Consider the following 12,906-nt stretch of genomic DNA (forward strand, 5'->3'; position numbering starts at 1 on the left):
CCGGAGATCGGCAGGGGTTGAAGCCGTACAACTCCCCGGGTTCCCTGCATAGGCTGGTCCGCATGAGTGACGAGCGGCCGGAGAAGCCGTTGCCGGAGCTGAGGGCGTCGGATGCCGACCGGGACCGGGTGGTGGAGCGTCTGCGCGACGCCGTCGCCGAGGGCCGGCTCGACATGGAGGAATTCGAGGAGCGGCTGGAGGCGGCGTACAAGTCGCGCACGTACGCGGAACTGGAACCGCTGACGCGCGACCTGCCGTCGGCGGGGGCGTCGGCGCCGCTGCCGGCGCCGGCGCCGTTCGCGGCCCCGGCCGCCTCGGGCGCCTCGGGCGTGTCCTGGCCGGCGCGGATCGGCGGCCGGGCGTCGTCAGCGACCGGGATCGCGGTCATGTCGGCGTTCCAGCGCAAGGGTGCGTGGACGGTGCCGGCGCGCTTCGACGCGGTGGCGTTCTGGGGCGGCGGGGAGCTGGACCTGCGCGAGGCCAACTTCGCGGAGCGCGAGGTGGTGATCAACTGCATCGCCATCATGGGCGGTATCGAGATCACCGTGCCACCGGGCGTGGAGGTCGAGGTCCGGGGCTTCGGCCTGATGGGCGCCTTCGACCAGCGCGACACCCCGGGCCCGCCGGAACCGGGCGCACCGCGCGTGGTCGTCATGGGCCTGGCCTTCTGGGGCGGCGTGGAAGTCAAGGTCAAGCCCCCGAAGAACCCCCCGAGGGGCCCGTCACTGGAAAAGCGCCTGTAAGACCGGTCCCTGCCTGCTTCCGGAGCCCGGGCTGCGCGCTTGTCCTGCGGGGCCGTGGCTCCGGAGGCAGGGCCTGTCCCTGTCCGGCGGGTCCGGGGTGTGGGGCGGTGCCCGGCCGGAGAATCTCCTCGGCTGCGTATGTCGGGCCCAGGTTGCGCGCTTGTCCTGCGGGGCCCGTGGCTCCGGAGGCAGGGCCTGTCCCTGTCCGGCGGGTCCGGGGTGTGGGGCGGTGCCCCGCCGGAGGACCTCCTCGGCTCGCGCACTTGGCCTCGGCTTCGCGGGTGGGAGCCTGGATTGCGCGCTCGTCCTCCGGGGGCCCTCCGCCGTGTCCCCACCCCACGCCTGGGCTCCGGTGGCAAGGCCTGTCCTCGCCGGCTCCGCGGAACGCGTGGTGGAGGGGAGTGGGGCCGCGCAGGGGGGTCCCCGCAGGACGAGCGCGCAACCGGGGCTGATGGCGTCCGGTCAGGCTCAGTGCGCGAGCCGAGGAGACACCCCGGAGGGGCCCCGCGGACCGCCCCCACCGACCAGGCCGCCTGCACACCACGGGCGGGTCGCACCCAGGCTGGGCCGGGCCGGGGCGCAGGGCTGGGCCGGGGCGCGTTCGTAGGCCTGGCCCCGCCGGGAGGCTACTGGCGGCCGCGGAGTGTTTCGATCTCGCGGCGTTCGCGCTTTGTCGGGCGGCCCGCGCCGCGGTCGCGGATGCCGACCACGGCGGCCTCGACAGGGCTCGGCGGGGGCGGGCTCTTGTCGATCAGACATTCGGCGGCGACCGGAGCGCCCACCCGCTTGGACACGGGCCGGCGCACCACGACGATGCGCTCCCGCCCGGCGTGGAACAGCCGGACCTCGTCGCCCGCGCGCACCGGCTGCGCCGGCTTGGCGCGCTCCCCGTTGACCCTCACGTGACCCGCCCGGCAGGCGGTCGCCGCCGTCGAGCGGGTCTTCGTCAGGCGCACGGACCAGATCCACGCGTCCACGCGTACGGATCCCGTGTCATTTCCCGATCCCGATCCCGATCCCGACCCCGATCCGGATCCTGCTCCTGTTGCCGTATCAGCCATGCCCTGACTTTAGCGAGGCGGACCGCCCGTTACCGAAGGACTTTCGGCGGATATCACAAGGGGCATGGCATCTGCCATGTAGATGAGCCCAAGCCAATTGCAAATGCGCCACGGATGGCCCTACCTTGTCGCACGTGCAGTCCCGCCGCATCCAGGACCGCCCCGGTCCCGGCACAAGGCCGGCCGCCGATCCGACCGAGGAGCATCAACCCATGTCCGCGACCCTGAACCGCCGCCGCGCCGCCGCCGCGCTGACCGCCGCCCTGCTCGTCCCGCTGGCCGCCTGCGGCAACGGCGGGGACGCCAAGCCCGCCGGTTCCGGCAGCCCCTCGGCCTCCGCCTCCGCCGAGCCGAAGGCCGCGAACCTCACCGTGCTCGCCGCCTCGTCCCTCACGGACGTCTTCAAGACCGCGGGCGCCGCGTACGAGAAGGCCCACCCCGGTACCAAGGTCACCTTCTCCTTCGCCGGTTCGCAGGAGCTCGCCGCGCAGGTCAAGCAGGGCGCGCCGGCCGACGCCCTGGTCACCGCCGACACGAAGACGATGGACGGCCTCAAGGGCGAGACGGGCGAGGCCAAGGTCATCGCCAAGAACCGCCTGGTCATCGCGACCGGCAAGGGCAACCCGTTCAAGATCGCCGCGCTGAAGGACCTCGCCGACACCAAGATCAAGGTCGTGCTCGCCGCGCCCGAGGTCCCCGTGGGCCGCTACAGCAAGGAGATCCTGGACAAGCAGGGCGTCACCGTGAAGCCCGTCTCCCAGGAGCCCAACGTCCGCGCCGTCCTCAGCAAGGTCGAGCTGGGCGAGGCCGACGCGGGCCTCGTCTACAAGACCGACTCCGCCAAGTCCGGCGACAAGGTCGTCGCCGTGGACATCCCGGACGCCGAGAACGCGGTGGCCTCCTACCCGGCCGCCACGCTGAAGCAGTCCAAGAACCCGGAGGCCGCCGCCGCGTTCGTGGCCTGGCTGAGCACCCCGGAGGCGCAGAAGATCCTCCAGGACGCCGGTTTCCAGCAGGTGTAGGCCCCGGTCCGGCGGGCGGCGGGCCCCTCCTGGCGTCCGCCGCCCGCCGCCCGCCTTCGCACACCGAGAAGGGCTGCCCGGTCCGGGGGGACGGGCAGCCCTTCGCCGTGTGCGCGGCAGGCCCGCGTACGCTTCCCCGCAGCCGCCCCCGAGCCAGGAACACCCCATGAGCAGACCCCGCACCCGCACCCGACCGCCCGTGACCCTGGCGCTCCCGGCGCTGCTCGCCGTCGCGTTCCTGCTGCTGCCGCTGATCGGCATCCTCAGCCGGACCCAGTGGAGCGAGCTCGGCGCCCACCTGAGCAGCCCCGGCGTGGTCCAAGCCCTGAACCTCTCGCTCGTCGTGTCCTTCTGGGCGCTCGGCCTCTCGCTGCTCCTCGGCGTGCCGCTCGCCTGGCTGCTGGCCCGGGTGGAGTTCAAGGGCAAGGCGCTGGTCCGCTCGCTGGTGCTGCTGCCGATGGTGCTGCCGCCGACCGTCGGCGGTGTCGCCCTGCTGCTCGGCTTCGGCCGGCGCGGTCTGCTGGGTCCCTGGCTGGAGGAGAGCTTCGGGGTCACCCTGCCCTTCCACACGTCGGGAGCCGTCGTCGCGGCGACGTTCGTGGCGATGCCGTTCCTCGTCATCAGCCTGGAGGGCGCCCTCGGCGGGCTCCGGCAGAGTTACGAGGAGACCGCGGCCTCGCTCGGCGCCTCGCCCGTCCGCGTGTTCTTCACCGTGACGCTGCCGATGGTGGCCCCCGGCCTGGTCGCCGGTGCCGCGCTCACCTGGGCCCGCGCGCTGGGCGAGTTCGGCGCGACCATCACCTTCGCCGGGAACCTGCCCGGCACCACCCAGACGCTGCCGCTCCAGGTGTACCTGCTGCTCCAGGACGAGCCCGAGGCCGCCACCTCCGTCTCCCTGCTGCTGCTCGCGATCGCCATGGGCGTACTGATCGCCCTGCGCGGCCGCTGGACGGGCACTCCCGTCACCCGCAAGCCCGACGCGGCGCCGACGCCGGCCGAGGAGCCGTCCGCACCCGTACCCGCGTCCGCACCCGTACCCGCGTCCGTGCCCGCGTCCGCGGACGCGGACGCGGCCCGCGCCGAACCGGTGGAGACCGCGCCGGCCGGGGGCGGGCACTGGTCGCTGCACGCCACCGTCACCGGCTTCAACCGGCTCACCCTCGACGCCGAACCGGGCACGACGATCGCCGTGGTCGGTGAGAACGGCGCCGGGAAGACCACCCTGCTGCGCGCCCTCCTCGGCCTGACCCCGCGCGCCCACGCCGAGCTCAGGCTCGGCGACACCGACGTCACCGCCCTGCCCCCGCACCGCAGGCAGGTCGCCTGGGTTCCGCAGGACGGCGCGCTGTTCCCGCACCTGAGCGCGCTGGCCAACACCGCGTACGGGCTGCGCGCCCACGGGGTGGGGCGGGCCGAGGCCCGGCGCGAGGCCCAGGCCTGGCTGGACCGGCTCGGCGTCGGGCACCTGGCCGCGCGCAAGCCCGCCCAGCTCTCCGGGGGCCAGGCCCAGCGCGTCGCCCTCGCCCGCGCCCTGGCCGCCCGCCCCCGGCTGCTGCTGCTCGACGAGCCGCTCGCCGCCCTCGACCAGACCACGCGGGCCCGCGTCCGGCACACCCTGCGCACCCACCTGTCCGGCTTCGGCGGGGTCTGCCTGATCGTCACGCACGATCCCGTCGAGGCGGTGTCCCTGGCCGACCGGGTCCTCGTACTCGCCGACGGGCAAACCCTCCAGGACGCCCCGCCCTCCGCGGTGACCCGGCATCCGCGCTCCCCGTGGGTGGCCCGGATGCTGGGGCGCAACGCCTGGCCGGGCACCGCGTCCGCGCACGGGCTGGACCTGGCCGCCGGGGGCCGCCTCGTCGTCGCCGAGGCGCTGCCCGAGGGGACGCGGGCCCTCGCGATCATCGCCCCGGAGGCCGTGTCCGTGCACCGGGAGCGCCCGGGCGGCAGTCCGCGCAACGTCTGGCCGGGCACCGTACGGGAGATCACGGCCGTCGGCAGCAGGCTGCGCGTGCTGATCACCCCGGAGGAGGCACCCGACCTGGTCGCCGAGATCACCCCGGAGGCGGCCGCCGAACTGGGCATCGTCGACGGGGCCGCGGTGTGGACCAGTGTGAAGGCCACCGAGGTCACGCTCGTGCGCCTGTAGCGCGCCCCGCCGGAATCGTTTGGACGCAGGTCAGCGGGCTGGCATATGTTCTGCCGTGCCTGCGCGCCCGTCGTCGCGCGGCATCCGCATGTCACGCGTTTTCCCGTGGGGGTTCTTCGTCATGTCCTTCAGCGCGCCCGGCTCACCGCCGCCACCGCCCGGCCCGCCGCCGCACGAGGCGGCCGGCCCGTACCCGGGGCAGCCGTACCCGGAGCAGCCGTACGCGCAGCAGCCCTACCCCGGGCAGCCCGCGCATCCCGGGCAGCCGTACCCCGGCCAGCCGGTGTACGCCGGCCCGCCGCCGCCCGGCGACGTACTGCGTTCCCCGCAGGGCCTCGCGACCGCGCTGACCGTGCTGCTGTCCGTCGCGGGTGCGGTCAACCTCTTCTCGGCCGGCGTGAACCTGTTCGCCTGGTCGGCGATGAAGGACCTCATCGCCGGCGCAGACCGGGGCGCGAGCGACAAGCTCTCCGTGTCGGACGGCCTGACCGCCCTGGCCGGGAGCCTGCAGCTCCTGACGCTGCTCGGCACGGCGACCGTCTTCATCATCTGGTTCCACCGCGTGCGCGTGAACGGCGAGATCTTCCGCCCCGACGCGTTCACGCTGGGGCGCGGCTGGGCCATCGGCGCCTGGTTCGTGCCCATCGGGAACCTGTTCCTCCCCTTCCGCACCGCACGGCAGATCTGGACGGCCAGCACCCAGCTCGCACCCGACGGCTCCTACCGCCCCGTATCCGCCGCGCCCCTCACGGCCTGGTGGCTGGTCTGGGTCCTCGCGGCCTGCGTCGACCGCGTCTACGCGCAGATGTACAAGTACGCCGAGACCTCCGAGGCCGCGCGCGACGCCTCCGCCGTCGGCGTCCTCTCCGACCTGCTGATGGTCGCCGCCGCGGTGCTCGCCGTGCTGTTCGTCCGCAAGCTCACCGCCCTGCAGAACACCAAGGCGATACAGGGCCTGTACGCCGCCTCCTGAGGCCCGTACGCGGCCCTCTGACGGTCAGCCGGCCACCGGCTCGGGGGCGTTCGCCGGCTCCGGGGCGGTGACGGCGAACTCGCACCACACGCACTTCCCGCCGCCCCGGGGCTCCACGCCCCACGCGTCCGCGAGCCGCTCCACCAGGAGCAGCCCGCGTCCGGAGACCGCCCAGTCCCCCGCCTCGCGGCGCCTGGGCAGGGCGCTGCTGGAGTCATCGACCTCGATGCGGATCAGGCCTTCCGCCGTCAGCCGCATGCGGACCTCGGCGGGGCCGTCGGTGTGCACCAGGGCGTTGGTCATCAGCTCGTCCGCCGCGAGTTCGATCTCGTCGGCCCGCTCCCCCGCTCCCCAGGCGGCCGCCGCGGCCCGGATCAGGTGCCGGGCCATGGCCGGACCGTCCGGGTCGCCGGGGTCCAGCCGGTGGCGCAGCGGTCCGCCGCCGCGTCCGGTGGGCGTACCGCGGCGGCGCAGGACGAGCAGGGCCATGTCGTCCCCGCCGCCCGAGTCCCCGACCAGGTCGCACAGCACGTCGGCGAGTTCCTCCACGTCGACCGGGCCGCCGCGGACCGCCGCCATGAGCTCGCGCATGCCGGTGTCGGGGTCCGATCCGGGCCGTTCGATCAGCCCGTCCGTGCACAGCAGCAGGGTGTCACCGGGGTGCAGTTCGAGGCTGGTGACCGGGTAGCCCGAGCCGGTCCCGGACTGCTCGCGGGCCGGCAGCCCGAGCGGCAGCCCGCCCGCCACCTGGATCCGGTGGCAGCTGCCGTCCCCGCGCCGCACCACCGGGTCGAGGTGGCCGGCGCGGACCATCCGGAGCATCCCGCTGGTGAGGTCCACCTCGGCGTACGTGCAGGTCGCGAAGCGTTCGGTCTGCAGGTCGCGCAGGAAGGACGAGGCCCGTGCCATGGCGGTGCCGGGGGTGTGCCCCTCGACGATGTAGGCGCGCAGCACGATGCGCAGCTGGCCCATGACGGCGGCGGCGTCCGTGTCGTGGCCCTCCACGTCGCCGATCATGACCCCGACCCGGCCCTCGCCGAGGGGGATCACGTCGTACCAGTCGCCGCCGATGTCCCGCCCCATCCGGGCGGACCGGTAGCGCACGGCGATCAGCGCACCCGGAACCTCGGGGATCCGGCGGGGCAGCATGGCCCGCTGGAGGCCCTCCGCCAGGTCGTGCTCCTGCTCGAAGAGCATGGCGCGCTGGAGGCTCTGCGCGATGCCGCTGCCGAGCGCCATCAGCACGTTGCGCTCCTCGGCGGTGAAGTCCCCGTCGCGCGTGTAGAGCAGCCCGAGCGCGCCGATGGGCCGCCCCTGGGCGATCAGCGGCAGGTAGACCCCGCTGCGCACGGACAGCGGCTCGATGTACGGCCACAGCTGCGGGTAGCCCAGCTGGAACTCCTCCCGCGAGGCGAGGTAGACCGGCTGCATGGTGCGGACGGCCTCGCTCATCGGGAGCTGGGCGTCGATCCGCGTGTACTCGATCTCGGGCACGTACGAGCCCAGCTGCCCCTCGGCGACCAGGTGGATGCGACCGCCGTCGACGACGCCCAGCATCACGCTGACCGCGCCGAGGTGGCCGAGGGCCTCCGGGTCCTTCAGGACGTCGGTCACGTCGTTGACGGTGCGGGCGTGGGCGAGGATCGCCGTGGTCCGCTCGACTACACCGGTCATCCGGCGCCGCCCTTCGGCCCGCTCCCCGGCCGCGCCGGGCTCGCCGGGGTCGTGGGCGGCGTCGCGGAGGATCCCGATGACGCGGTACGGGCGCCCGCCCGGGTCCCGCATGATGTGCCCCTGGATGTGGAGCCAGGCCAGGGTGCCGTCGCGGCGGCGGCCGCGGACGTAGGCGCCGTAGTGGCTGTGCCCGTCCTCGAGGGCCCGGGCCACGCGGGCCTCGAGCCGGGCCTCGTCGGCGGGCGGGATGCGGGGGCGCAGCCCGGCGGTGGTCCCGTCGAACTCGTCCGGGCGCAGCTCAAGGACCTCGAGGGCGGTCGGATCGAGGAACATCCGACCGCTGTCGAGGTCCCAGTCGAAGGTGCCCATGCGATTGAGCGCCAGGCTCGTGTCCGGCCGCGCGGGCCAGTCGACCTCGGGATTCTGTCCCCACTGGGCCATGCAGCCAGCGTCTCACTCTCCGCGACCTTTCTCCTCATATCGAAGCGAAAAAGGACTAAAGCCCTCGCCTGTCAGGACCTTTCCGGAATGAGGTGCTTGCACGATTCCGCGAAGATCGATCCGTTCTTGATCATCTTTCGCGGCGTCAACAGCTGGGCGGATCCGACCCGTTGGGGCGGATACCCGTGGCGGGCGAGGGCCCGCGCGGGGTCTCACCGAGCCTGGTCCTCCGGCCGTACCGGGGCCCCTTGGTCCTCGGCCCCCTCTTCCGAGACGAGGACCACCGACCCCCCGACCAGGACGGCCCCCACCCCGTCCCCACTGCCCCGACGGGCCCCAGCCACGACTTCCCGACCGGGCCGGACCCGGTCACCGGGCCGGGCGCCGCAACGGGACACCCCGCCCCGCCAGAGCCGGGCGGCGCGGCGGGGCCCGGCACCCCGATGAGGCACGGCATCCCGGCCGGAATCGGGCCGGGCGGTGCGGCGGGGCCGGGCATCCCGCCAGGGCTCGGCGCCGGAATCGGGCCGGGCGGTGTGGCGGGGCGCAGCTTCCCAACAGGGCCGGGCGCCCCGACAAGGCCGGGCAGCCCGGCCGGGGCGGGGGGCGTGGGTAGGCGGGGCTCTGGGGCAGGGGGGCGGCGGAGTTTGCCGGCCGTGCTCGATGCCGAGCTCGCCGAGCGCCCCGCCCGGGCCTGTTCGGGCTGGTGGGCTCTGGCCGCCGTGCTGCTCGCCGCCTCCGGCGCCGTCCTGCTGGTGCGGTACACGGGCCGCCCGGGCCCGGGCCTCCCCCGCAGTGCCGCCGAGGCCTGGCCCCTCGCCGCACTCGCCGCCTGCGCCGTCCTCGCGCTCACCGCCGTGGCGGGGCTGCGCCGCGGCCGCGCCGGGCACGCCTGGGCGCTGACCCTGTTCGGCCGCTACCGCGGCACGGTCCGCCGCACCGGCCTGATCTGGTCCAGCCCGCTGCCGCGCCACGCGCGGGTCGACGTACGGCTGCGGCACTGGCGCAGCGAGCCGCTCCCCGTCGTCGACGCCGAGGGCACCGCGCTGCGGGCCGTCGTCCTCGTCGTGTGGCGGGTCAAGGACACCGCGCGGGCCCTGCTCGCCGTCGAGGACCACGGCGGCTACCTGCGCGGGCAGGTGGAGTCCGTGACGGCCCGGGTGCTCTCCCGGATGCCGGCCGACTCCTTCCGGCAGCCGGACGGCGACGCCGGGCCGCAGACCCTGCGCGACACCGAGGCCGTGGGCGACGAGCTGACCCGGCTGCTCGCGGCCGAATGCCGGCCGGTCGGCATCGAGGTGTTCTCCGCCCGTCCGCTGCGCGTCGAGTACGCCCCCGAGGTCGCACCGGCGATGCAGCGCCGCCGGATCGCGGCGATCGACGCCCGGCACCGCGATTCCGTCCTGACCTCCGTGCTCGACGCCGTCGACGACACCGTCCACCGGCTGTCGGACCGCGGGCTCGTGAGCCTGGACGACTACGAACGCAAGGCCCTGGTCAAGGACTTGACCGTGGCCTTCTACACGGCGCGCGGCCCGGCCGCCGACGCCCGCTGAGAAGACCCCCGATGAATCCCCCTGGAGAGGAACCGCCCATGCAGATGCCCGAGTTCACCGAGGTCATACCCGACGGCTGCGACTGCGCCGGCTGCGCCGGCGGCGCCACCGGCCTCGCGGCCGCCGGGGCCGCCGGCCGCCGCTGCACCCTGCGCGGGGCGGTGGTCGCCGCCGTCGGCGCCACCCTGCTGGTCGGGGCCGGCGCGGGCACCGCATCCGCCGAGCCCGCGCCGGCCCATGCGGGCCGGGACGGGTCGAAGTACTGGTACAAGGACGAGACGGGCTGGTGGCGCTGGACCTCGCACTACGACAAGTACCTCGCGAAGTCAGGCCAGTCCGGCCAGAAGGCCCAGAAAACCTTCGGCTCCGCCTCCCCGTCCTCGTCCCCGTCGACTCCCCGCACCTCGGAGCCGACCTTCCGCGGCCGCGCGGGCTGGGACGCCACCGACCGCGTGTACTGGTACCAGGACGCGACGGGCTGGTGGCGGTGGACCGCCCACCAGGACAAGTACGAGCGCAACACGGGCCGCTCCGGCGGCTCCGGCTCGTCCGGATCCGCCCCCTCAGCCCCCTCAGCCCCCTCAGCCCCCTCCGGCGGGAGCCCCGGCACCCCGCTGCGCCAGGGCACCGAGGGCGCGGTCTCCTTCGCCCGGAGCCACCTGGGCGACCCGTACGTCTGGGGCGGCAACGGCCCGCACGGCTGGGACTGCTCGGGCCTGGTCCAGGCCGCCTACCGCAGCGCCGACATCTCCCTCCCCCGGGTCGCCGACGACCAGTACCGGGCGACGACACCGATCTCCCGCGCCGAACTCCGCCGCGGCGACCTGGTCTTCTGGAGCTCGAACGGCAGGGCCTCGGGCGTCTACCACGTCGCCGTCTACCTCGGCGACGGCCAGTACCTGGAAGCCCCGCGCCCCGGCAAGAACGTCCGCGTCTCCAGCTTCAGCGCCTACAACCCGAACCTGTACGGCCGGGTCCGCTGAACGACACCGGCCGGCCCGCCGCGCTAGCCGCCCGGCGGGGTCGCGTCGTGCACCAACAGGGCGATCTGGACCCGGTTGTTGAGGTCGAGCCGGGTCAGGATCCGGGACACGTGCGTCTTGACGGTCGGCAGCGCCAGGTGCAGTTCCCGCCCGATCTCCGCGTTGGACAGACCGCGCCCAACCCCCAGCGCCACCTCCCGCTCCCGCCCGGCGAGCAGCGCGAGCCGTTCCCGGGCGGCGGTCGCCCGGGTGTCCTGGTCGGTGCCGGCCGCCACCCGGTCGATCAGCCGGCGGGTGACCGCCGGCGAGAGCACCGGGTCACCGGCGGCCACCGCCCGGATCGCCGTGACGATCTCCTGCGGCGGGGTGTCCTTGAGGAGGAAGCCGGCCGCTCCGGCGCGCAGCGCCCGCAGGACGTGCGCGTCGGTGTGGAAGGTGGTCAGGACCAGCACCTCGGGCGCGCCGGGCCGGGCCCGCAGCGCCTCGGTGGCGGTCAGCCCGTCGACACCGGGCATCCGGATGTCCATCAGCACCAGGTCGGGGCGGTACGAGGTGACCAGCGCGGGCACCTCGGCCCCGTCCGCGGCCTCCGCGACGAGCTCGATGTCGGGGGCGCCGCCCAGCATCAGGCGCAGCCCGGCCCGGACGATCGCGTCGTCGTCGACCAGCAGTACCCGGATCACCCGCGCCCCTTCATTGCGTTCAGTTCTGCCAGGGTAGCCAGGCCTCCACCCGGAAGCCGTCGTCCGTCGGACCGGCCGTGAGCCTGCCGCCCGCCAGCCGGGCCCGCTCGGCCAGTCCGACCAGCCCCTGCCCGCCGCCCTCGCCGGGCCCGAGGTCCGGCCCGGCCCCCGGCGCCGGGCCGGGCGGCCGGCTGCTGTGCACCTCCACCGTCAGCCGGTCCCCCGGGACTCCGGCCACCCGTACCCGGACCGTCGCGCCGGGCGCGTGCTTGCGGGCGTTGGTCAGCGCCTCCTGCACGATCCGGTACGCGGTGCGGCCCGCCAGCGCGGGCGGCGCGGCCCCGTCGGGCGGTCCGGTCAGCTCGATGCGTCCGCCCGCCGCCCGGGCCTCCGCCACCAGCCGTTCCAGGTCGGCCAGCTCGGGTTGCGGCCGCCGGCCCTCGGCGGTGTCGATGCCCGTTCCGGACCGGAGCACCCCGATCACCTCGCGCAGGTCGTGCAGGGCCAGGTGCGCGCTCTCGCGGATCACCCCGGCGGCCCGCGCGGTCTCCGCGGGCGGGGCGCCCGGGTTGTACTCCAGGGCGCCCGCGTGCACGCTCAGCAGCGACAGCCGGTGCCCGAGCACGTCGTGCATCTCGCGGGCGATCTCCTCACGCACCTCCATCCGCACCCGCTGGGCCCGCGACTCCGCGTCCGCCTCGGCCAGTTCGGCGCGTTCTCGCAGTGAGGCGATGAGCTGCTGCCGGGAGCGCCGGAACAGGCCCCAGCCGATGGCCCCGGCGATCAGGGCGAAGTACGTCACCGCCGGGCCCGCCCGGTCCTCGGTCATCTCGGGCAGCCGCCACAGGAACAGCGGGAGCGGGGCGAAGGCCAGTGCCGCCACCCAGGCCGTGACCCGCCACGGCCGGGTCGCGGCGACCGTGAACACCGCCACCAGCGCCGGGCCGGTCAGATAGTGCGCCTGCGTGCCCGCCAGCAGCAGCACCACCGCGAGCTGCACCGGCCAGCGCCGCCGCAGCAGCACCGCCGCGCAGGCCAGTCCGCCGGCCGCCTGGTCCGCGGCCCGCCAGGCGGGCCCGACGCTGTCGGCCACCGGGATGGACTGCGAGCTGACGGCCGCGAAACAGGCGGCGAAGAGGACGAGGGCCAGGTCGGCGGCCCAGTCCCGGCGGGTGCGGGGGATCCGCTCGATGCCGGCGATCCGGTGGATGCCGGGGATGCGGGGGATGCGGCGCATGTCCCGGAAATCTACGCGGCCCGGGCCGTGACCGGGCATCCGCGCGGCGAACCGGATACTTAAGTACCGTCCGCGAGCGCCCAACGGCCGATCCGCCGCCCGAGACCGCCCGCCTACCGTCGGAGCATGACCTCCACTACACCGAAATCCCCCGTGACCGCCGTGACCGGGCTGATCAGCTTCGTCCTCGTCGTCGGCGGCGCGAGCGGCCTGCTGCACGAATGGCTCGGCTGGATCCACTTCATGGGCTTCGTCCGCTTCCTGGTGCCCGAGGGCTACGAGGTCTACGGATACGTGGTGATGGTGGCGCTCGGGATAGCGGTGGGCGCGGCCGGCGACGCGCTCGCCGGACGGCGCAGGTAGGGGCCGCCTCCCCTCCAGGGG

At 74.9% G+C, this 12,906-nt stretch carries 11 protein-coding genes; 7 read left to right on the forward strand and 4 right to left on the reverse strand.

Annotation, left to right across the window (positions count from 1 at the left end; translation table 11 throughout):
* Positions 1 to 62: 62 nt before the first annotated feature.
* Positions 63 to 743: a DUF1707 domain-containing protein gene (locus ACFWP3_RS08475; RefSeq protein WP_384217585.1), complete on the forward strand. Its 681-nt coding sequence runs from the start codon at positions 63 to 65 to the stop codon at positions 741 to 743.
* 626 nt (positions 744 to 1,369) lie between these two features.
* Here the strand turns inward: ACFWP3_RS08475 and ACFWP3_RS08480 are convergent.
* A complete protein-coding gene (locus ACFWP3_RS08480) occupies positions 1,370 to 1,720 on the reverse strand; it encodes an RNA-binding S4 domain-containing protein (RefSeq protein ID WP_384217587.1) in 351 nt (116 codons plus the stop codon).
* 296 nt (positions 1,721 to 2,016) lie between these two features.
* Between ACFWP3_RS08480 and modA the strand changes: the two genes are divergently transcribed.
* The 3 genes from modA (at position 2,017) to ACFWP3_RS08495 (ending at position 5,948) form a co-directional block, all read left to right on the forward strand.
* On the forward strand, positions 2,017 to 2,826 hold the full coding sequence (modA, locus tag ACFWP3_RS08485) for a molybdate ABC transporter substrate-binding protein (RefSeq protein ID WP_384217588.1): 810 nt from the start codon (positions 2,017 to 2,019) through the stop codon (positions 2,824 to 2,826).
* A gap of 166 nt (positions 2,827 to 2,992) precedes the next feature.
* Entirely contained in the window at positions 2,993 to 4,975 is a 1,983-nt protein-coding gene (locus ACFWP3_RS08490; RefSeq protein ID WP_384217590.1) for an ABC transporter permease, read from the forward strand.
* Positions 4,976 to 5,096: 121 nt separating this feature from the next.
* The gene (locus ACFWP3_RS08495) at positions 5,097 to 5,948 is read left to right on the forward strand and encodes a DUF4328 domain-containing protein (protein WP_384217593.1); all 852 of its coding nucleotides are present in this window, start codon (positions 5,097 to 5,099) and stop codon (positions 5,946 to 5,948) included.
* 24 nt (positions 5,949 to 5,972) lie between these two features.
* Here ACFWP3_RS08495 and ACFWP3_RS08500 read toward each other — a convergent pair whose 3' ends face one another.
* Complete coding sequence (locus ACFWP3_RS08500) at positions 5,973 to 8,063, reverse strand: SpoIIE family protein phosphatase (RefSeq protein WP_384217595.1); 2,091 nt, start codon at positions 8,061 to 8,063, stop codon at positions 5,973 to 5,975.
* 656 nt (positions 8,064 to 8,719) lie between these two features.
* On the opposite strand from ACFWP3_RS08500, the gene ACFWP3_RS08505 reads away from it, so the two are divergent.
* Entirely contained in the window at positions 8,720 to 9,619 is a 900-nt protein-coding gene (locus ACFWP3_RS08505) for an SPFH domain-containing protein (protein WP_384217597.1), read from the forward strand.
* Between the two features lie 38 nt (positions 9,620 to 9,657).
* Positions 9,658 to 10,602, forward strand: coding sequence for a C40 family peptidase (locus ACFWP3_RS08510; protein WP_384217600.1), 945 nt, complete (start codon positions 9,658 to 9,660; stop codon positions 10,600 to 10,602).
* A gap of 23 nt (positions 10,603 to 10,625) precedes the next feature.
* Here ACFWP3_RS08510 and ACFWP3_RS08515 read toward each other — a convergent pair whose 3' ends face one another.
* Complete coding sequence (locus tag ACFWP3_RS08515; protein WP_384217601.1) at positions 10,626 to 11,285, reverse strand: response regulator; 660 nt, start codon at positions 11,283 to 11,285, stop codon at positions 10,626 to 10,628.
* A gap of 19 nt (positions 11,286 to 11,304) precedes the next feature.
* On the reverse strand, positions 11,305 to 12,522 hold the full coding sequence (locus ACFWP3_RS08520; protein ID WP_384217604.1) for a sensor histidine kinase: 1,218 nt from the start codon (positions 12,520 to 12,522) through the stop codon (positions 11,305 to 11,307).
* Positions 12,523 to 12,648: 126 nt separating this feature from the next.
* Between ACFWP3_RS08520 and ACFWP3_RS08525 the strand changes: the two genes are divergently transcribed.
* On the forward strand, positions 12,649 to 12,885 hold the full coding sequence (locus ACFWP3_RS08525) for a hypothetical protein (protein ID WP_384217606.1): 237 nt from the start codon (positions 12,649 to 12,651) through the stop codon (positions 12,883 to 12,885).
* The last annotated feature ends 21 nt before the right edge of the window (positions 12,886 to 12,906 follow it).

The organism is Streptomyces sp. NPDC058525, from assembly GCF_042719495.1.
In the GTDB taxonomy this organism is placed as follows: domain Bacteria; phylum Actinomycetota; class Actinomycetes; order Streptomycetales; family Streptomycetaceae; genus Streptomyces.

Bases quoted from the DNA above. Each gene is read 5' to 3' on its own strand.
- ACFWP3_RS08490 (WP_384217590.1), top strand. From the start codon at position 2,993: ATGAGCAGACCCCGCACCCGCACCCGACCGCCCGTGACCCTGGCGCTC.
- ACFWP3_RS08500 (WP_384217595.1), bottom strand. From the start codon at position 8,063: ATGGCCCAGTGGGGACAGAATCCCGAGGTCGACTGGCCCGCGCGGCCG.
- ACFWP3_RS08475 (WP_384217585.1), top strand. From the start codon at position 63: ATGAGTGACGAGCGGCCGGAGAAGCCGTTGCCGGAGCTGAGGGCGTCG.
- ACFWP3_RS08510 (WP_384217600.1), top strand. From the start codon at position 9,658: ATGCAGATGCCCGAGTTCACCGAGGTCATACCCGACGGCTGCGACTGC.
- modA (WP_384217588.1), top strand. From the start codon at position 2,017: ATGTCCGCGACCCTGAACCGCCGCCGCGCCGCCGCCGCGCTGACCGCC.
- ACFWP3_RS08520 (WP_384217604.1), bottom strand. From the start codon at position 12,522: ATGCGCCGCATCCCCCGCATCCCCGGCATCCACCGGATCGCCGGCATC.
- ACFWP3_RS08495 (WP_384217593.1), top strand. From the start codon at position 5,097: ATGTCCTTCAGCGCGCCCGGCTCACCGCCGCCACCGCCCGGCCCGCCG.
- ACFWP3_RS08525 (WP_384217606.1), top strand. From the start codon at position 12,649: ATGACCTCCACTACACCGAAATCCCCCGTGACCGCCGTGACCGGGCTG.